Below are 18,134 nucleotides of genomic sequence, written 5' to 3' on the forward strand. Positions count from 1 at the left end.
CAACGCCCGGCACGCGCACAGGAGCTGAGGCATCGGCGCAGTCGACGTCGGGCACCGTCACCGCACCGGATCCCGCCGGCTGTGCCAGTTCAGGTGCGTTGGAGGGTCTCGAGCAGCTCGACGGTGTCGTCTTCGAGGTCGCAGCCGGGGTCGATGGCGTCGATGCGGGCTTGCAGCTTGTCGATGAGTCGCTCGACCTCGTCGTGGTCTCCGGCATTGTGGGCGGCGGTGATGGCGTCGCGGAAGAGCTGCTCGTTGCAGGGGTCGACGGCCAGGCCGACGGCGGTGGCGTGTCGCGCACTGCGGAAGTTGCGGGCGTCGATCTCGACCAGCGCCAGGGCGTGGGCGACATCGGTGATGGTGTCGATCATCTCGTGGGTCAGGACGTCAGCCCATTCGTAGGCGCCGCGAGCAGCGCCGGTGAAAGGTCGCCCGCGCACCAGCGCCAGTGCGGCGCGCAGGTCCGTCGCGCCGTCCGGTCCGCGGCCCAGGCCTCGTGTGGACAGGTCCAGGAACTCCTCCCAGTCGGTGTGGACGGCCGGGTCCAGCCGGTAGTGGTCGTGGTTGGCGACCTTCAGCAGGTACGGATGGCCGTCGGTGGAGGTTCCGAGCCACGTACGCGCCCGGGAGATGTGGGCGTTACGGTTCGGGGGCTCGATCCGCTTGCCGTGTCCGAGGACTTCGTCCACCTGTTCCGCCGACGCCCCGGGCTGCAAAGCGAGAAACGCGATCAGCTCGACGTTTCGCCGGCTCCGGTCAGACGTCGTGGAGGTGTCAAGACCGGTGACCGTCACCGGCCCCAGGACCAGGACGCGCGGATGCTCGCGCCCGCCGGTCGCTCGCTGGGGCGGATCCCCGTCCATGTCACCGGGGTCCTGCGCGGGCGGGCCGGGTTGGGGTAGGGCGGTGAGAACCTCGACGAGCTGGGACTCCACGGTCGCCGGTGGCGCGAATGGCGTACGGGCCGGTTCCTCGGCGGCCTCCCCGAGGGCCCGGATGAGCTGGTGGTAGTGGTCCTCGGGGAGCCGCTGGGCCCGAAACGCGCATCCGAGAGCGTCGAGCCGCGCCTCGCCGTCGATGTCGACCTCCAGCTGCCACGGTGAGCTGCGGTTGGTCGTCAGGACCGCATGACCAGACCACGGGGTCGTCGTTGCTGCCTGATTCGCGCCGAGAGAGATCGTGGGCGCCCAGGTGTCGGCGCCGGTGAGCGCAGCTCGTGCCGCCAGGGCATCGGCCACCCGGGCATGGTCCAGGACGCCACGGTTGTCCTCATCGGCCGCCACGCTGCGCTTCTCCAGGTCGCGTGTGCTTTCGACGCTCCGGGTTCGCGCCGGGTCGCTGACGGCGGCCAGGTCCGCGAACTCCGGTCCCAGGACGAGGTGTGCTCCGGCGCTCAGCGGGGATGTTGCCAGCTCGCAGGCCAGGGCACGCATGGCGGCCGTGACGGCCTCAGGTGGTCCGTTGACAGACAGGACACCGGCGGCCTCGAGGTTGATCACCATGATCGCCCCCTCCCTCGTGATCCCGACTGTCACGAGCGCCGGGAACGGGTGCGGGAACAGTTCGACGCCCGCAGCGCCCTCCTGATCGGCGAAGTCCGCATGGGTTGCCCGCCAGGTGCGCGCGTCAACACGTGCGAACGGGGCCACAGGATCCTCGTCGTCCTCGACGAGGACCAGGTCGATGGTCTCTTCGGTGAGGAGGATGCCCCCGACGCGCGGCAGGCTTCGTCCCGCTGCCCTGCACGCTGGACCGAGCAGGTGCAGTCCCCGGCGCAGCGAGTCCAGGGTCAAGCCCACCTCGGCCCGGCGAAGGGATCGCTCGGCCGTTTCGGCCGGCGAGCCCAGTTCGGGCAGCGGGATCCGCTCCCCCGCCCGGCGCAGGCGATGCTGACGGCGACGGCGACGCGCCAGCTCGGCGGCCACACCGCTCGCCGCCAACGCTGTCAGACCCAAGACCAGGGTCCGGGTGAACGGGGCGCTGCCGGTGGCGTCGCCCGGTTGGGTCGCGGCGTCGGACGGCGCCGAGACGGTCAGCGCCGGAACCGGCAGCTGAACGCCAGGCCCGACCGCGCCGCCGTCGCCGCCTGGATTCGCAACCACGACGGGGGCCGGGCTCCCGCGCCCGCTGACCGAGGGCCCCTGGGCCGAAGTGGCGTCCAAGGTCGGCGCAGCGCTCGGCGTCGCGGATGGGACCGCGGGTGGGGCCGGCAAGGGGATCGTCAGGTGCCAGCCGGGGCGGATGAGGTCGGGGTCAGTCAGGGTTTGTCCGTCGGGTTGGGGTGTGTGGGTGCTCAGGTCGTAGATCTCTCGGTAGCGGGCACCGTCGCCGAGTTGCTGAGCGGCGATGTCCCACAGGGACTCACCCGCGGTCACGTCGTAGCTTCTGGTTTCCGTCGGTGCGGGGGTCGCCGTGCTGTTGGCGGCGGCTACGGGTGCGGGTAGCGCGGTTGCATCGACGGGCAGTCGCAGCTGCCAGCCGGGATAGACCCAGTGGTCGTCGGTCAGGGTGCGCCCGTCGGGTTGGGGTTGACCGAGGTTGAGGTCACGGATCTCGGTGTAGCGGGCGCCGTCGCCGAGGTGTCGTTCGGCCAGAGACCACAGGGTGTCACCGCGCGCGACGGTGATAACCGGATGGCGGTCGACCGGCCCGGTCGTCGAGGACCTCGCCGCCGCCGACGTCCCCGCCGGGGCCGTCGCCGCACCTCTCGCTGTAGCCGTCGTTGACTTCCTGGCATCAGTGAGGGGGTGTTGGGGTGCGGTGTCGACCAGGACCGCGGCGTGGGCGGTCGGGGCTCCAAGAAGCGGGGTGGAGGTGACGACAAGGAGCCCCGCGGCGGTGACAAGGATGGCGGCGGCGCGTTGGGTCACCCCGAGCAGCGGGATCGAGGGGACGGTGATGTGCCGGGCGGCGGCGGCCAGCTCGGTCAGGACGCTGAGGGTGAAGGCGGCCCAGGCGCCCCAGGCGACCAAGGTGACGGCGCCCAGGAACAGGGTGCCGTCGTCGGGTCGACTCAGCGTGGTGAGAACGGTGTCCCACGTGGGCCAGGTGCGCGACCACCCCAGGGGCGCCACCACCACCAGGGCTGCGGGCACACCCAGGACGAAGCCGACCAGCGCGAGGATGGCCGCCAGGGCGCGGGCGACATCGCCCGTGGTGCGGGTGCGCCGGGTGATTGTGGGTGCGTGGGTGGGGTTCATGTGCCGCCTCCGGTGACGCCGTGAACGAGAGTGACCCGGGCGTGGCCGGTCACGGTCAACGTGGTGATGCCGATCAGGCCCAGGAACACCGTCGGTGCGCTTGTGGTCACGGCGACCTGCAGGCTTTGCCCGTTCGGGGTGATGGTCACGGTCCCGGTCGCACCCGCGGCGGTGAGGTACGCGTTGGCCGCGGCCACGGCGGCTTGCCGGTCGACGCGGATGTCGCTGGAGGAGACGGCGGTGGGCAGGTCGATCACTTGACCGGCGGTGCGGGCGGCTTCAGCGGCGATGGCATCGGCGCGTTGGACCGCGCGCAGCTTCGCCCCGCCGTCGGCGACCAACCCGACCAGGACCAGCAGGCCGACCATCGTGATCGCCACGAACACCGTGACCGACCCGGTTTCCCGGTCGTTTGCGGCGGTCAGGCGCAGACGTGCGCGCAGGGTGGTCATCGGGTGCGCCACGAATCGAGGGGCGAGGTGGCGTGGGCGGTGAGGGTGCGTGCTCCTGGCAGACCGGGTAGGGCCAGGTCCGCGAAGGACACCGTGCAGGCGATCGTCGCGGTGACGGTGGCGGGTTGCCCGACCGGGGCGGCGAACCCTGAGGTGTCGATGACGACGGTGACCGGTGCACAGCGCAGGTTCTGGGCGGTCAGCTCCCGATCAACGGCGACGGTGCCGGTGGCCTGGGCGGCAGCTGGGGTGCGGGCCAGGGACGCGTCGCGGGCCGCGACGGCCGCGGCGTGCTCCACGGCCCCGGCGGCGACCTGCACACGCCCGGCCAGGACCACCAGCCCGAGAAGGAGCAGCAGGGCCGGGGCCAGGATCGCCAACTCCAGGGTCGCTGAGCCCCGCTGGCGGTCGGTGGTCAGGCGCACGAGGTGGTTCATGGTGCACCTGGCGTGGTGAAGCGTTCTCGGGGTCCGGAGGCGGACTGGGTGACGACCAGCCCGGGAACGCCGGGCACGATTGACAGGGACCGACCGGTGACCTGCACCCCGACCTGCCCGGCGCCGGGTGTGGTGGCCGCCACGGTCACGTCGGTCAGGGTGCCCGCGCCGTGGGCGGCGAGGAACTCCCGGGCTCGGGCGGGTCCAGAACCGGGGTCGGTCGAATACGCACGGGCGGCGCTGACGCCTTCTTGGGCGGCGGTCAGGGCCAGGGAGCGGGCGTGGAACCACAGCCCGTACTGCACGATCGCGACGATCAGGGCCAGCAGCACCGGGAACAGGATTGCGATCTCCACGCTGACCGAGCCCGCGTCCCGCCGCGCCGACCGCGCGCGCCGGCGGGCCCGGGCGCTAAGGGTTCGGGAACGGGCTGTCGTCGTTGTCATGGGTGGCGCGTCGGGTTAGTTGATCTGGTTGACGCGGCGGGTGACGGCGGCGGTGATCGCCACGACCAGCAAGGTGGCGACCGCGATCAGGCCCAGGACGATGATGACCAGCTCCAACGTGTTGGACCCCGCGTCGCCGGCACCGGTGTGGATGCGGCGCGCGCGGTCGCCGATGAGGCGGCGGGTGGTGGCCAGGTACCCGGTCAGCAGGATCCAGGCGGTGGTGGGCATGGCGTGCTCCGATCTGGTGGGGTTAGCCGAACAGGATGCGGGTGAAGGCGGGGTAGGCGATCAGGGCCATGAACGCGACCCCGAGCAGGGCGACGGGCACGACCATGTGCTCAGAGGCGGCGTTGGCCTTGGCGGTGGTGGCGGTCAACAGCTGGGTGCGCAGCGACGTGGCGCGGGCCCGCAGGGTCGCATAGACCGCGGCGCCGTCCTGGCCGGACAGGGCCATGATGTCCGCCAGGTCGCCGAGCTCGGGAACCCCGGTGGCCTCGGCGAGGTCGCTCAGGCCTTGCCAGGGTGGGAGCCCGGCGAGTTCGGCGCGCAGCAGGGCGTCGCGGATGCGGTCGAACTCCCGCGACCCGCCGATGGCCGCGGCGCGGTCCAGGGCCTCGGTGGTGCCCGCGTCGGCCGCGCGTTCCAGGGCGACGAGCTCGAGGAACACGCACGCGGCCCGGCGCATGGACTCCCGGGCGAGGCCGGCCCGTCGTCGCAGGTCGACGTCGGGCACCACGAACCCCGCCCCGGCCAGTACGATGGCGCCCGCGGCCGGGATCGCGACTGGCGTGCCCACACCCGCCGCAGCCGCAACCAAGGCGAGCAGGGTGGGGGCGGCCAGGCCGAGCAGGGCGAACGTGGTCTTGCGGGCGGCAAGGTCTTCTGGGACCTGGTCGACCATGTGCAGGTCGGCTGTGTACCGGGCCAGGCCCAGGGACTCCACGAGCTGTGGGAGCACCCGGCGCCGGACACTCGCCCACAGCTGTGGTCCAGGCGCCGTGGTGGGCGGGTCGGTGCGCAGACCTGGGTCGCCGGCGTGGGGGTCCAGGCGTGTCAGGGCGGCGTGCAGGTTCGGGCGGGTCGGCACCAGGCCGGCCACCAGGATGCTCAGGCCGGCGCCGACCAGGGCGCCGGCGAGCAGGATCTGCCAGGTGATCACCGCTCCCACCCTCTCGAGTTCGCGACCCCATCGCCTTCGGTATTGGTGAACCGATGGGAAACGGTGAGGAAGCGGGGTTCGGGTGGGGACAGGGTCAGGGCCCGCATCCACGCCAGGCAGCCGATGAACCCGCCCGCAATCAGGGCTAGGACGAGCTGGCCGATCGGGTCGCCGTACGGGGCGAGGTAGGTGCCGTTCAGGGCACCGGCGCCTACGACGCCCAGGGTGATCAGGGTGACGGCGCGGGCTGTGGTGCGGGGTTTGGCGCGTTCGGCCTCGACCTTGCGGCGTACGGCGACGTCGTCGGCGACCGAGTCCGCGACCGCGGTCAGCACCCGGGCCAGGCCCGGTCCGCGGCGCCGGGAAGCCAGCACCAGTGCGGCAACGACCAGGTCGGCTGCGGCGTCGTTCAGGTCGTCGGCGAAGGCCCGCAACGCCTGTTCGGTAGTCCACCTGGCCGAAAGCCGGGCGACCAGGGCGGTGACCTCGGGCGCGATTGGGGGTGGGCAGGTGCGCAGGCTGGTGGTGATCCCTTGTTCCAGGCCGACCCCGGCCAGCAGGATGTCCGCCAGTCGCCTCGTCCATTCCTCGATGGCCTCGATCCGGTCGATGCCCCGGGCTGCGACCTGGGTGGTGCTCAGCAGGACCGGCAGCCCTATCAGCGTCGCGGACACGATCGCCCCGGCGACCGGCCACCGTGAGAGCAGCCACACCAGTGCGCCCGCACCCAGTGCGACCGGCCAACGCCAGCGCGCCCACCCCGTGCGCAGTGCGACCGGTGTCGGCCTGGCGGGCCGCCGCCTCCGACGCCGCCTCAGGGGCGAAGCCGTGGTGCGCCGCGCGCCGACCAGGATCGCCAGGCCGCCGGCAGTGAGGAGTGCGCCGGCAACTCCGGCCAGCAGCGCGCTCACCGGAAGCCGCCCGTGTTCCGGTGGGCGGGGGCGGTGCGGGGAGCGGGTGGGTTCAGTCGGGTGGTCCAGGTTCCGCCCGGGTGGTCCAGGAATGCGGCGTCGAACCCGGCGCGCACCAGGTCGGGCAGGCACTGCGGGCGGTGCAGGGGGACACCTCGACCGTCTGGTCCCGGGCCGAAGACGGTTGTGGTGGTGGGGCGGGAGCCTTCACCGAGGCCGTTGATCTCCACGACCTGGGACACGAACCGGTGCTTGGGTCCACCGGTGGCGGACTCGTCCACCAACGTCAGGTGCACCAGCAGGTCCACCGATCCGGCCAGGAGCCGGTAGGCGAACGTGTCGGTCATCCCCAGCCCGGTCGACAGGCACAAGGTCACGATGCGGTCGATCGCGTGCTGGGCGGTGCGGGCGTGGATCGTGCACAAGGATCCGTCCCCGGTGGACATCGCCTCGAGCATCGGTAGGACCTCACCGCCGCGGACCTCCCCGACGATGATCCGGCGCAGGTTCATCCGCAGCGCGTCGGTGACCAGGTCGGTCAGGGTGATCTCCCCGGCGCGGTGCCCGCCGGGACCGGTCTCCGCGGAGCCCTCGCGGGCTTCCATGGCCACCACTCGCGGGTGGCGTTCGGGCAGGTCGTGCAGGTGCAGCTCGTACTCCTTCTCGATCGTGGCGAAGCGCTCCAGGGGGGCGAACTCATTGGCCAGGGCGCGGATCAGGGTGGTTTTGCCGGCGTTCTGCAGACCGGTGACCACGATGTTCTTGCCCGCGCCGATCGCCGCCCGCAGAAACCCGGCCAACGCCGTGTCCAGGGTGCCCAGATTCACCAGGTCGTTCAGGTCCACGTCGCGGACCCGGTGGCGGCGGATCACGACGTGGGGTTTGGGGGTGGTCCAGGCCATCGCGGCCAGGCGCGAGCCGTCGTCCAGGCGCAGGTGCAACGCCGGGTGGGCGGAGGAGAACATTCGCTCCGATGTCCCGGTGCGCGCGGCCAACAGCTGCAGGATCTCGATGAGCTCCTCGTCGGAGTCCGCGACCGGTGGGCCCTGGCGGTCGTGGCCGTCGGCGTAGGAGATCCACACCCGGTCGTGCCCGTCGACCTCGATGTTCTCCACACCCGGGTCATCGACCAACGGCTGCAACCGGCCCAACCCGAACAGGGCCGCCATCACCGCCCCGGCGAGGGCCATCTCGTGCTCGACCGGCCACGGGTCCAACCCGGCCCGCACCCGCGCACCGGAACGGTCCGCGAGCTCTTGTGCCACCAGGGCCCGGGCCAGCTCCCGGCGGGCCGCCGAGCCGGTGACTTGGGCGCCCTGCAGCCGGGTCGCTAAGTGCGCGGCCACCACCTTGCGCACCTCGCGCACCAGCGACGGGTCCACCACCGCCGGACCAGGCAAGACCTCCACGCCAGGCGAGGCCGCAGTCAGTGTCTCGGGCACTTCAGCCGGGAAGCGGCCGCCGGAACGGTCGAGGTGCACGGCCGGAGCCGGCGCCAGAAAGGTCTGCCCGTTTGCCGTGTGCCCGTCGGAGAGGTGCAGCGATGCGAGGGTCGGGTCGGCGGCGTTCATGAACCCGCCCCCGGGACCAGGACGTCCACACCTGCCATGAGGCCGGTCGCCAGCGCGCGGGCGCTGCGCAGCAGCGCGGAGCGTTCGAACCGCCACCCCAGACCCCCACCGGTGGACAGCACACCGGCCGCCCAGGTGTCATGCGCCACGACCGGCAGATGCTGAAGACTTAGCTCGCGGGCGATCTCACCCGGGGTGTACGGGTCGGATCGGCCCACCACGACCGCGCCTGTCGAGGGACCGGGCCCGCGGGTGTCCCTCAACGCCCGCAACCCCGAGACTGCCCCGGAGACCGACGCCAAGGTTGAGCCCAGCACGACGGCGACCACGTCGGCCTGCTCCACCAGCAGGGTGGGCTCGTGGCGGTGACCCAGGCGTCCAAGGTCGACCAGCACATCCACACCGGACGCCCCCAGGTCGCGGGCGGCCTCCACAAGACCGGACCACACCGGCCACAACGCCCGCGCCTGCGCAGGGTCCGTGATCCCCGTTAGAACCAGCCGGTCCTCGCTGGGGTCCAGGGCGACACAGTGCTCGAGCACGGCGTCGGGGGTGATCGGGGCCCGCTCGGCCGCCAACCCCAGCACGCCCATACCCGCGGGCACACCCGCCTGCAGATACCCGGGCAGGATGCCCGACCCGGCGACGTCGGCGTCCACCACCAGCACCCGCCGGTCCGGAAAGACCAACGGCCACACCCACCCCAGCGCCAGGGTTGTCGTCGTGACCCCGGGGGCGCCGGTCGCTGAGCACAACACGATCAGGCTCACGACGTCCCCCCGTGCCCCTGGACGACCAGGGCGAAGCGCCCGGTCGCCGCCCGCGCCGCCACGCCCGGCCCATCACCCTCCCGGGCGATGACGTCGATGACGACGACCCCGTTCAGGTCCGGTGCGCCCACGCGCGCCACCGTCACACCGATCGTGTGTAAGGCACCCGTGGACGGATCCGCATCCGCGGGTGGGGTGTCCACGATCAACAACCGGTCACCGGCCACCAACCCACCGGCGGGGACCTTCTTGGCAGCCACCGCAAGGGGGACGAGCACCTCGCCGGGACCGGGCGGCCCCGCGGTCGTCACCTGGCCGGGCGCGAGCAGCGACCCGGCCACCAGGTCGGTGGCCGCGACCTTCCCCACCAGACCCGCCGCGTCCCCGGCCGGCACCGTGGCCACCGACGAGTCAACCGACACGTCCGCCCGGGTCAGATCCGCGGCCGTGATGACCGTCCCATAGGGGACGTCATGGGCCACGGCCACCACGGGGGTCCGGTTGCCCGCGGCGGTCACCAGCCACACCGCGACCAGCGCCCCGAGCATCACCAACCCGACACCCGCGGTGATCAGACCCGGACGGCGCCGGCCCCGCGGCGCCACGAGCGGCGGCGCCGTCAGCGCCCCGCGGGCGCGGTCACTCTCGGCGGAGGTGCGGGTGATGTTGTGCGTCGTCGTCATGGCGGTTCTCCACCCACGCTCGAGGTCGATCAGCCGGTCACGAGCACCTGCAGCTCGCCGATGCGCACGGTCGTCGACGAGGACCTGGTGACCGTCAACGTCCCCGAGGTCCCACCCCCGGTCCAGGTCACCTCCCACGTCGCCGTCGCCGTCACGCGGTACGCGTCATTCGGCTGACCCGCCGAGGACGCCACATAGACGTGCTCACAGGTAGGCGAATGGACCCCGCCCGTGAAATACGCAGTCCCAGGTCCCTTGCAGACCTTGACGGTCCCATCGCCCATGTCCCACGCGATCTGCGTGGCCCGCGCGGTCGCCGTCACAGACAACCCCGGGACCGACGCCGTCGCCGTGTTCGGGCCCCACGTCGTCGGGCTCACCGCCGTCCACAACCACACCGGCACACCCACCAGACCCGTCTTGCCCGGGGTGACCGTGATCCCAATCGCCGGACCAACCAGCGCCATCTGATCCACCGCCCGCGCCGCCACCTCACCCGGCGTCGTCGCCGCCGCCCCAAAACCCTCCGGCGGGGACGGTAACCACGTCCAGCCGCCGCTCGTGCCTGGACCCGCCGAGGGATCTGCACACGTCACGTCGTAGACCGTGCCGCTCGGGTAGTGGCCGTTCCACACGGAATCGGTGGCCGACGGCTGGGGGTCTCGGATCCGGTAGTAGCACCCATCGAGGTTGTTGAACCATCCGAAGGCCGCACTGAAGCAGTCAACAACTTGGTGGTAACCCGGTGTGATGCACACGCGGCTCCCTCCGCTGGCAGGCGTCGCGCCTTGGGGGGCTTGAACCGCTGGATCGGCTGGTCTCGCGACCGTGACGGTGCAGGTCGTCACGGTCGGTGGGCACGTCAGCGTCGGGTCAACCGCTGTGTCGAGCGCGCCTGGGGGGATCACTGCGAGTCCGGCGGCGATCGCGAGGTCGAAGAACCGACGGGCTAGCACGGCTGGTCCCGGTGAATGAGCGTCTCGCGGATGACCCAATGGGCGTCGTAGATGATCGCCCACGACTCCACGACGAGTCGCGGTGACTGGCCCGGGGCTGCGGCCGGCTTCCGAGAGTCACGGAAGATCGGCACCCAGTTGCTGGAGTCGACGCAGTCTGTGATGTGGGCGCTGGCGTTCCCGCCGAGCGTGACGTTGTCAACGGTGGGGTCGAGAACAGGCTCGCCAGTCACGATGATGCCTTGCCGCTGGTAGGTGAGCAGCGCCTCTCCGACGCCCGCGAAGGCCTTGTCAACGGCGAACTCGCTGAGCTCGGCCGGAGGGGCAACGCTAGGGTCGACGAGCGCGCGGACCTGCGCGGCCCAAAAGCCGCGATACGCCTCCAGGATCGCCACCTTGGCCAGCGCGACCTCCGGGTCGACGCTCGGTGTTGGGGCTGGCGTGGAAGTCGTAGGGAGCGACGTCGAGGTGGGTCTCGGTGATGGCGGCGAGGTGTAGTTGGACGGCGTGCAGGCAGAAAGGCCCGTTCCGAGTGCGACACAGAACGCGAGCGCCATCACTCGGGCGGAGAAGTATCGAGTTCTCATCGGCGATCACCCGTCCCCCAACGGTTCTCGCGCCACCCCTGACCACCGCCGCAAGACGGCAAGTGGACCCATTGGACACCAAAGGGGCGAATCGCGACAACAGCTGGAAGGCGCGGATTCCCGCGCTCGCGAAGTTGCCTGTCGGGCTCCGGGACGCAAATTGGGCTCATGTCGACAGGTATGGGCACCCGAGGCGCCACACGCCAGAGACCACCAGTGCCGCTGTGGACAGTGCGGCGATTCTCCGGGTTGTGGACGACGGCGAACCCCTCCGTGCCTGATGGTGTGCAGACGGCGGCCAAGGGGCCGAGTCGGGAGCAAACGTTCACCGCCGTGTCCTCTTCACGCCGCCCGCTGACTGCGGCGATGGTCGGACCTTGCCTCAGCGGTTCGCGCCGCACCGCGCGGTGGACGCATCCACTGGGTCAGAGTCGACATTGCGGCGGCCCTGGCCCCGGCGTCATTCAGCACCGCGCATCCGCCGTCCATGACGCGCTCGATGAGCCCGGGCCAACCCGGTTCGCCGAGCAGTGCCACCATGAGCCGGCGCACCCGCCAGGCTTCAATCCCGAGCTCCTCGGCGATCGGTCGCCACCCGGCCTTCGCCACTGTCTGCGTCGCTCCTGGCTCTGCGGTGGCGGCGATCCGCTCGACGAGTTCGGCGACGACTGCGGGTTCCCATCCCGCCTGGACCAGGGCGTCGAGAACCGGAGCCAGAACGACACCGAACTCCGGGCTCATCGACTCGGCGCCCCACGCCGAGTCGATACTGCCGGCGTTCAGCCCGTCGATCTCGACGAGCTGCGGCGCTGACTCGGCGGGCACCTCCCCGGACCAGATCCGCCAAGCCTTGCGGGCGCTCGTGCAGTACCGGGCCGCGACGATCTCCCCGAGCACCGCCCGACGAACCGCTGTCCAGACCACACCCCACGGGGAGACTGCAGACCGCAGACCCGGTTCACACAGCACCTCCCAAGCCACGCCCCATCCCGTGGCTTCTGCCTGTGATGCCGCTGCACCCCGCAGCCCAAGGTCGATGACCAAGGGGCGAACCAGGTCCACGCGGACGAACGAAAGCAACGCGGTCGCGGAGCTGCCCGACCAGCCCTCATGGTCGACGCCGGCCAACGCCTCACGCAGCCGCTGATGGTCCCGCAGCGTGACGTGGGCTCGGATCGTACGGAGTTCTTCGGTCGTGTCCATGAGGATTCTCCCGGTGTCGAAATGAACACCGGTCACGCTGCCCGCAACCCATTGCCGAAACCCTGACCGCCCGCATATGCGCAGTTCAGCGGCCACAGGCCCCGCGTCTCGCGCTGTCCCTGTCAGGGTTCTGGCAATCGGATGCGAAGACGACTGCCGCAGCCGCGCGCACGACTGTCAGGGTTTCGGCAACGCCTCGGTGCGACCGTGGGCCTCTCATGACCGAAGGAGGCTTCCGATGAGCACCACCGCCCCGACCTTGCGGCTAGTGACCACTGCGTCAGCCCGCCGAGGACGCCGCGAGCCCGCACCGCAAGAGCACGTTGTCGCCGTCACTCTCCAGCCGGACGAAAAGCTGCTCCTGTCCGTGCCTGAAGCCGCGCGCCGACTCGGGATCTCCCGAAGCCTCTTCTACGAGTTCATCGCAGCCGACAAAATCCAGACAGTCCACGTCGGGCGCCTGCGCAAAGTTTCCCCCGCTGCACTCGACCAGTTCGTTGATTCACTGCCAACCCCCCACGCGGTGACGGGGCGACAGGAACGCCCTAATCACACACTCCACGTGCTCGAGAGGAGCTGGTAGCTGTGAATCTCAATGCCCCGTATGCGCGACGTACCAGCAACCCCCGGAGCCGGGCACCGCAACCTGGCACGCGGCCGGGTCGATGCGCTCAGCGCACGCCGGCGATGTGGTCGCGGTCGAGCGGCACGTCCAAGCCCGGGCGAGCAATTCATGTAGCACAAGTGCTACACTGAGGCTGTGACGAGGAGTGTGGGACTGCGCGAACTGCGCCAGAGCGCGTCCGAGGTGATGCACGCGGTCGAGGCAGGCGAGCATGTCATGGTGACGGTCGCCGGTCGGGTGGTCGCCGAGATCGCTCCGCCGGCCACCCGCGTGTGGCAGCACAGCCCGGCCCTAGCCGGCGTCTGGGTTGGCGGCCCCTATGGCCAGCTCGAGCGTGATGTGTTCGACGACACGCTGCGGGACCCGTTCGCGCGAACGCAGGTGTGAGCATGCGCGTCATCCTCGACACGTCCGTGCTCATCGCGGACACGTTCGACGCCGCCAGCGACGACGAGTACGCGATCAGCGCCGTCAGCCTCGCCGAACTCCACTACGGCGTACTCGTCGCCAACGAGGAGCACCGGCCCGAGCGGCTACGGCGGCTGACCGCCATCGAGCGGGCGTTCAACGCACTGCCGGTCGACGCCGCGGTGGCCGCCAGCTACGGAACCCTGGCGACCGCGGTCCGGGCATCAGGTCGCCAGCCCCGAGCCCGGCAGATGGACCTGCTCATCGCAGCGACCGCCCACGCGCACCGCGCGCGGCTGCTCACACACAACCTCGCCGACTTCGCCGGCATCGCCGCACTCCTGGACGTGCGCGAACCCTGAGGAGGACAACCTCCAACCGCGCGCCGGCGCCCCGGTCGAGGTCGAGCAGCACGTCCAAGCCCGGGTGCTTCACAGGCGCCGACGGTGCCACGCCGGTGAACCGCTCCTCGCTCGGTGCACCGGTAGCGCCCAGGTGCCGGTAGGCGGTCGCGCGCGAGATCCCCAGGGCCTTGGCGATCTGGGTATGGCTCTGGCAGGCGGCCCGCCGTGCTCTTGCGGCGGCGACCTCGTCGTCCATCACGCTCGGGCGACCACCGATCCGTCCCTGGCGGCGCGAAGCAGCCAGGCCGGCCATAGTGCGTTCATGGATCATGTCTCGCTCCAGCTCGCCGAACGCGGCCACCATCGTGAAGCTATCTCCTGGGCGGCAAGCGCCGGTGACGCCGCGGGGTCGCGCACCCACCATCCGGCCAGGCGGTTCAGGGTCTTCGCGGCCGAGTAGTCCATGGCAATCCCAGGGACCTCAAGGGCGGCCCGGGCGACAGTGGTCCGGTGTTCACTCCCCCTCCCGACACCTGTCGTGCACACCACCTTCTCGGCTGCGACTTGTGGAGCAGGACGGCGCCGGGCGCCGGGCTGTGACTGTCAGCGGACTGGCACGGTCGGGCTAGCGACCTGCGAAGACATCGCCTCCCACGGTTAGCCAACCTCGGCGTTCGCGAGCACGGGGCTCGCTAGGGTAGCCGCAGGCCGGACAAGTGCTGGAGGCGTGGATGACCGACAAGGCTGTCGAAAAGGACCCCGTCGTGTGGCCGGCGGCCCCCCACACCTTGGCCAAGCACAGCGTGTACCGGCAGTACCTCAGCAAGTGGATGCCGATCATGATCCACAGCTGGAAGGGCGACGTCACCTACGCGGAGGGATTCGCCGGTCCCGGGATCTACACGGGCGGAGAGCCCGGCTCACCTGTCATCGCCCTCGAGACCTTGATCCACGACCCGTTCCTGCGACTGAAAGCCCGCGACCTGCGCTTCTTGTTTGTCGAGCAGGACGAGCGTCGAGTCGCGCACCTGCGCGAGCAGCTCGCGATCGCGGCTCGCCCGGTGGCACTGGAGGACCTAGACCGCTACGGGATCGACCTGGCCGTGGAGGCCGGCGACTACGACCCGACGCTGATCGAGGTGCTCTCGAAGCACGACGCGTGGGGTCGCCCCATGCTCGTGGTCCTCGACACGTTCGGCGGTGGCGTCAAGCTCGACATCGTCCGGCGCATCGCGAACAACCCATCGAGCGAGGTGATCATTACCTTCGAGCCGCACCACTTCGCCCGGTTCCCGACAAGCCACCACGGCGACGCCGTGTTCGGCGACCCAGAGTGGCGGCGAGTCGCCGACCTGCCTAGCGAGGCCAAGGCCGAGTGGGTCGTGAACAAGTACCGCGACGTCCTGCACGAAGCAGGCTTCCCGTTCGTCCTGACCTTCGAACTCGTCGGCGGCAACGGGCACTCCCTGTTCCTCGCGTTCGGAACCACCCACGTGCGGGGCCTGCAGAAGATGAAGGAAGCGATGTGGGAGGTCGACCCCATCCAGGGTGTCCGGTACCGCGACCCCGCCGACCCCGACCAGCAGCTCCTCGACATCCAGATCGAACCCCACACCGAGCCGTTGCGACGCGAGCTCCTGCAGTACCTGCGCGACGCTCCCGGGCACACCGCGAGCGTCGGCGACCTGCGTCGGTTCGCGCTCTACCAGACGGTCTACAAGGAGAGCCAGGTCATGCCGGTTCTCGACAAGCTCGTCGAGAAGGGCTCGGCCGTCGGCGACGGCGGCGACGGACATGTGCGACTCGGCGGCAACGTGCGGCTCACCGCCGCCGCTCTCAACAACGGGGGATGAGCATGGACATCGACTGGGACGCCGTCTCGAGCGGCACCGACCTGGGCACGATCCACGAACCGGCCGCGTTGTTTGATGCCCTGCCGAGCAAGCAGACCGGCCTGGGGTACCTGCGCCAAGTCCAGGCCACCGTCCTAGAACGTTGGTCCCCGCGGCGCGACGAGCCCGACCTCGTCATCAAGATGAACACGGGCACCGGCAAGACCATCGTCGGGCTGCTCATCTTGCAGACAGGCCTCCACGACGGGGCGGGGCCCGCACTCTTCCTGGCCCCGACTCCTCACCTCGCCGACAGGGCCGCCGAAGAAGGACGACGTCTCGGGCTGGCCATCGTCACCGACCCGACCAGCGCGAAGTTCGGCTCCGGCCAGGCCATCTGCGTCACGACGCTGCAGAAGATGTTCAACGGCAGGACGAAGTTCGGGCTCGCCGAGCACGGTGCGGCGATTCAGGTTGGCACGATCATCATCGACGATGCGCACTCGGCGATCACCCGCCTCGAGGAGTACAGCCGCGCCCTGATCCCCAAGGAGGACCCCGCCTACGCTGCGTTGCTCGCCTTGTTCGAGACCGACCTGAACGCGCAGGGCGCCGCGAAGCTCCTCGATATCAAGGACGGCGACCGCGGTGCCGTGATGCGGATTCCGTTCTGGGCCTGGCAGGACAAGGCCGCCGACGTCCTCAAGATCCTGCACCCGCAGCGCAACACCCCGATGCTGGAGTGGGAGTGGCCCCTAATCAAGGACCACCTGCCCTTCTGCGAGGCGACGTTGACCAGCAGCGGCCTCGAGATCGCCCCGCCGCTGCCCCCCGTGCAGAAGTTCCCGAGCTTCGCCGACGCGAAGCGCCGCGTCTACATGACAGCCACGCTCGCGAGTGACTCCGCTCTCGTAACGCACTTCGCGGCGGACGCGACGACGGTGGCCGAGGCGATCGTCCCCGACTCCGCGGCGGACCTTGGCGACCGCCTGGTGCTCGTCCCGCAAGACCTCGTGCCGGACCTGTCGGACGCAGAGCTACGCACGGCCGTCGCATCGATTGCGGTCACGGACAACGTCGTCGTACTCGTTCCGAGCTGGCTGCGTGCGCAGGAGTGGTCCGAAGTCGCGAACGAGATGGTCGCAGACTCCAAGCAGATCGCCGCCGTCGTTGCCCGGCTGCAGGCCGGTCCGGTCGGCCTCGTCGTCATCGTGAACCAGTACGACGGCATCGACCTGCCCGACAACGCGTGCCGCGTGCTCGTCATCGACGGGCTACCGCAAGCCGCCTCCGGATCCGAACGGAGAGAGTCGACGGCCCTGCGCGACAGCAACACCATCACGACCCGGCAGGTGCAGCGTTTCGAGCAAGGCATGGGGCGCGGCGTTCGGTCGCGTGAAGACCGGTGCGCTGTCCTCGTGATGGACCGCCGGCTTGTCGAGCTGATCTCCCGCCCGGACACCGCGGCTCGGCTCTCCCCCGGCACACGCGCCCAGCTCGAACTGTCACGGCGGGTCGCACGTAGCATCGATGGCCGCAAGGACGTCACGATGGACGGCGTGGTCGACTTGATCCGCAAGGTCATCGACGGTGCCGAGGACTTCCGCTCGGCCGCCCGCAAGGCACTCGTTGACGTCGTCTACGAGACCGTCCCGCCCGTGCCGACGGCGCTGCCGATGCGCCAGGCGTACGACGCGGCCGTGCGTGGAGACCACGAAGCCGCGGCCAAGGCTGCGGACAACGCGGTGAACGCTGCACGGCAGGAGATGAAGGACGAGCGGCTGGCCGGCTGGTTGAGCGAGAAGGGGGCGGCCTACCGGCACGCCACCGACCCCGCCCGTGCGCAGGCGCAGCTGGCGGGAGCCTCGGCGTCGAACGCTTCGATCTTGCGGCCGATGTCGGGCTTGACGTTCCAGCCGTCTCGGCCGACCCGCCGGCAGGCCGAAGCGGCGGTTGCCTACCTCACCGACCGGTACACCGATGGCGGTCGCCTACGCGTCGAGGTGGAAGCTCTCATCGCCGACCTGGCCTGGGACCCCGACCGGACCGAGCAAGCTGAGCAGGCATGGGCTGACCTCGCCAACCACCTCGGCTTTTCGGGCCAGCGGCCCGAGAAGGACATCGGTGCGGGCCCAGACGTGCTGTGGTCGGACTCCGAGGGCAACCACGTGGTCATCGAGGTTAAGAGCGGAGCCGAGGCCGCTCTCATCTCCAAGCGCGACATCAACCAGCTCGGCGGCTCCGTACGCTGGGCCGCGCAGACCCTGACCGGCACATCGAGCATCGCGCCGGTGATCGCACACCCGAGCCACATCGCGGAGCACACCGGTACCCCACCGACCGACGCACGCAGCATCGACACCGACGCGCACGCCAAGTTGATGGCGGCGATCCGCCAGTACGCCACCGCGCTGGCCATCGACAACCGCTACCGCGACGTGGCGGCGATCCAGCAGCAGCTCGTCAGCCTGCACTTCAACGGGCGGCAGTTCGTCGCCTTCTACGGAGCAGTTGTGCGGGTAGAGGCGTCGTGAGGAAGACTCCGGC

At 70.5% G+C, this 18,134-nt stretch carries 19 protein-coding genes; 5 read left to right on the plus strand and 14 right to left on the minus strand.

Features of this window, described 5'->3' with window-relative positions:
• Positions 1–89: 89 nt before the first annotated feature.
• The 13 genes from LJB74_RS06415 to LJB74_RS06475 form a co-directional block, all read right to left on the minus strand.
• The gene (locus tag LJB74_RS06415) at positions 90–3,200 is read right to left on the minus strand and encodes a LysM peptidoglycan-binding domain-containing protein (protein ID WP_259307752.1); all 3,111 of its coding nucleotides are present in this window, start codon (positions 3,198–3,200) and stop codon (positions 90–92) included.
• Positions 3,197–3,652, minus strand: a complete 456-nt coding sequence (locus LJB74_RS06420) for a pilus assembly protein TadG-related protein (protein ID WP_259307753.1) — start codon at positions 3,650–3,652, stop codon at positions 3,197–3,199. The genes LJB74_RS06415 and LJB74_RS06420 overlap by 4 nt, the downstream gene beginning before the upstream one ends.
• Positions 3,649–4,089: a TadE/TadG family type IV pilus assembly protein gene (locus LJB74_RS06425; protein ID WP_259307754.1), complete on the minus strand. Its 441-nt coding sequence runs from the start codon at positions 4,087–4,089 to the stop codon at positions 3,649–3,651. The genes LJB74_RS06420 and LJB74_RS06425 overlap by 4 nt, the downstream gene beginning before the upstream one ends.
• Positions 4,086–4,445: a TadE/TadG family type IV pilus assembly protein gene (locus LJB74_RS06430; RefSeq protein ID WP_259307755.1), complete on the minus strand. Its 360-nt coding sequence runs from the start codon at positions 4,443–4,445 to the stop codon at positions 4,086–4,088. The genes LJB74_RS06425 and LJB74_RS06430 overlap by 4 nt, the downstream gene beginning before the upstream one ends.
• 105 nt (positions 4,446–4,550) lie before the next feature.
• On the minus strand, positions 4,551–4,766 hold the full coding sequence (locus tag LJB74_RS06435) for a hypothetical protein (protein ID WP_259307756.1): 216 nt from the start codon (positions 4,764–4,766) through the stop codon (positions 4,551–4,553).
• 22 nt (positions 4,767–4,788) lie between these two features.
• Positions 4,789–5,697, minus strand: coding sequence for a type II secretion system F family protein (locus LJB74_RS06440; RefSeq protein ID WP_259307757.1), 909 nt, complete (start codon positions 5,695–5,697; stop codon positions 4,789–4,791).
• Complete coding sequence (locus tag LJB74_RS06445; RefSeq protein ID WP_259307758.1) at positions 5,694–6,608, minus strand: type II secretion system F family protein; 915 nt, start codon at positions 6,606–6,608, stop codon at positions 5,694–5,696. Before LJB74_RS06445 ends, LJB74_RS06440 begins: the two co-directional genes overlap by 4 nt.
• A complete protein-coding gene (locus LJB74_RS06450; protein WP_259307759.1) occupies positions 6,605–8,179 on the minus strand; it encodes a CpaF family protein in 1,575 nt (524 codons plus the stop codon). The genes LJB74_RS06445 and LJB74_RS06450 overlap by 4 nt, the downstream gene beginning before the upstream one ends.
• On the minus strand, positions 8,176–8,949 hold the full coding sequence (locus LJB74_RS06455; RefSeq protein WP_259307760.1) for a hypothetical protein: 774 nt from the start codon (positions 8,947–8,949) through the stop codon (positions 8,176–8,178). Before LJB74_RS06455 ends, LJB74_RS06450 begins: the two co-directional genes overlap by 4 nt.
• Positions 8,946–9,632 (minus strand): SAF domain-containing protein, encoded by a 687-nt coding sequence (locus tag LJB74_RS06460; protein WP_259307761.1) that lies wholly within the window; start codon positions 9,630–9,632, stop codon positions 8,946–8,948. The genes LJB74_RS06455 and LJB74_RS06460 overlap by 4 nt, the downstream gene beginning before the upstream one ends.
• 29 nt (positions 9,633–9,661) lie before the next feature.
• The gene (locus tag LJB74_RS06465; RefSeq protein ID WP_259307762.1) at positions 9,662–10,099 is read right to left on the minus strand and encodes a hypothetical protein; all 438 of its coding nucleotides are present in this window, start codon (positions 10,097–10,099) and stop codon (positions 9,662–9,664) included.
• A 482-nt stretch (positions 10,100–10,581) separates the two neighbouring features.
• Complete coding sequence (locus LJB74_RS06470) at positions 10,582–11,175, minus strand: hypothetical protein (protein ID WP_259307763.1); 594 nt, start codon at positions 11,173–11,175, stop codon at positions 10,582–10,584.
• Positions 11,176–11,517: 342 nt separating this feature from the next.
• Complete coding sequence (locus LJB74_RS06475; RefSeq protein ID WP_259307764.1) at positions 11,518–12,378, minus strand: hypothetical protein; 861 nt, start codon at positions 12,376–12,378, stop codon at positions 11,518–11,520.
• Positions 12,379–12,616: 238 nt separating this feature from the next.
• On the opposite strand from LJB74_RS06475, the gene LJB74_RS06480 reads away from it, so the two are divergent.
• The 3 genes from LJB74_RS06480 (at position 12,617) to LJB74_RS06490 (ending at position 13,773) form a co-directional block, all read left to right on the plus strand.
• Positions 12,617–12,961, plus strand: a complete 345-nt coding sequence (locus tag LJB74_RS06480) for a helix-turn-helix domain-containing protein (protein ID WP_259307765.1) — start codon at positions 12,617–12,619, stop codon at positions 12,959–12,961.
• Positions 12,962–13,150: 189 nt separating this feature from the next.
• Positions 13,151–13,390 carry a type II toxin-antitoxin system Phd/YefM family antitoxin gene (locus tag LJB74_RS06485; RefSeq protein ID WP_259307766.1) on the plus strand — a complete coding sequence of 80 codons (240 nt, stop codon included), beginning with the start codon at positions 13,151–13,153 and terminating at the stop codon, positions 13,388–13,390.
• A 2-nt stretch (positions 13,391–13,392) separates the two neighbouring features.
• Complete coding sequence (locus LJB74_RS06490) at positions 13,393–13,773, plus strand: PIN domain-containing protein (RefSeq protein WP_259307767.1); 381 nt, start codon at positions 13,393–13,395, stop codon at positions 13,771–13,773.
• Here LJB74_RS06490 and LJB74_RS06495 read toward each other — a convergent pair.
• Positions 13,712–14,179 carry a helix-turn-helix domain-containing protein gene (locus LJB74_RS06495; RefSeq protein ID WP_310650823.1) on the minus strand — a complete coding sequence of 156 codons (468 nt, stop codon included), beginning with the start codon at positions 14,177–14,179 and terminating at the stop codon, positions 13,712–13,714. The two genes, LJB74_RS06490 and LJB74_RS06495, sit on opposite strands and share 62 nt — an antisense overlap.
• A 307-nt stretch (positions 14,180–14,486) precedes the next feature.
• Between LJB74_RS06495 and LJB74_RS06500 the strand changes: the two genes are divergently transcribed.
• Positions 14,487–15,608 (plus strand): three-Cys-motif partner protein TcmP, encoded by a 1,122-nt coding sequence (locus LJB74_RS06500; RefSeq protein WP_259307768.1) that lies wholly within the window; start codon positions 14,487–14,489, stop codon positions 15,606–15,608.
• Positions 15,605–18,121, plus strand: coding sequence for a helicase C-terminal domain-containing protein (locus LJB74_RS06505; RefSeq protein WP_259307769.1), 2,517 nt, complete (start codon positions 15,605–15,607; stop codon positions 18,119–18,121). Before LJB74_RS06500 ends, LJB74_RS06505 begins: the two co-directional genes overlap by 4 nt.
• Positions 18,122–18,134 lie beyond the last annotated feature (13 nt).

The sequence above is a fragment of the Cellulomonas sp. P24 genome (assembly GCF_024704385.1).
In the GTDB taxonomy this organism is placed as follows: domain Bacteria; phylum Actinomycetota; class Actinomycetes; order Actinomycetales; family Cellulomonadaceae; genus JAJDFX01.

Bases quoted from the DNA above. Each gene is read 5' to 3' on its own strand.
- LJB74_RS06415 (WP_259307752.1), bottom strand. From the start codon at position 3,200: ATGAACCCCACCCACGCACCCACAATCACCCGGCGCACCCGCACCACG.
- LJB74_RS06420 (WP_259307753.1), bottom strand. From the start codon at position 3,652: ATGACCACCCTGCGCGCACGTCTGCGCCTGACCGCCGCAAACGACCGG.
- LJB74_RS06425 (WP_259307754.1), bottom strand. From the start codon at position 4,089: ATGAACCACCTCGTGCGCCTGACCACCGACCGCCAGCGGGGCTCAGCG.
- LJB74_RS06435 (WP_259307756.1), bottom strand. From the start codon at position 4,766: ATGCCCACCACCGCCTGGATCCTGCTGACCGGGTACCTGGCCACCACC.
- LJB74_RS06450 (WP_259307759.1), bottom strand. From the start codon at position 8,179: ATGAACGCCGCCGACCCGACCCTCGCATCGCTGCACCTCTCCGACGGG.
- LJB74_RS06460 (WP_259307761.1), bottom strand. From the start codon at position 9,632: ATGACGACGACGCACAACATCACCCGCACCTCCGCCGAGAGTGACCGC.
- LJB74_RS06465 (WP_259307762.1), bottom strand. From the start codon at position 10,099: ATGGCGCTGGTTGGTCCGGCGATTGGGATCACGGTCACCCCGGGCAAG.
- LJB74_RS06470 (WP_259307763.1), bottom strand. From the start codon at position 11,175: ATGAGAACTCGATACTTCTCCGCCCGAGTGATGGCGCTCGCGTTCTGT.
- LJB74_RS06475 (WP_259307764.1), bottom strand. From the start codon at position 12,378: ATGGACACGACCGAAGAACTCCGTACGATCCGAGCCCACGTCACGCTG.
- LJB74_RS06480 (WP_259307765.1), top strand. From the start codon at position 12,617: ATGAGCACCACCGCCCCGACCTTGCGGCTAGTGACCACTGCGTCAGCC.
- LJB74_RS06490 (WP_259307767.1), top strand. From the start codon at position 13,393: ATGCGCGTCATCCTCGACACGTCCGTGCTCATCGCGGACACGTTCGAC.
- LJB74_RS06495 (WP_310650823.1), bottom strand. From the start codon at position 14,179: ATGGTGGGTGCGCGACCCCGCGGCGTCACCGGCGCTTGCCGCCCAGGA.
- LJB74_RS06500 (WP_259307768.1), top strand. From the start codon at position 14,487: ATGACCGACAAGGCTGTCGAAAAGGACCCCGTCGTGTGGCCGGCGGCC.
- LJB74_RS06505 (WP_259307769.1), top strand. From the start codon at position 15,605: ATGAGCATGGACATCGACTGGGACGCCGTCTCGAGCGGCACCGACCTG.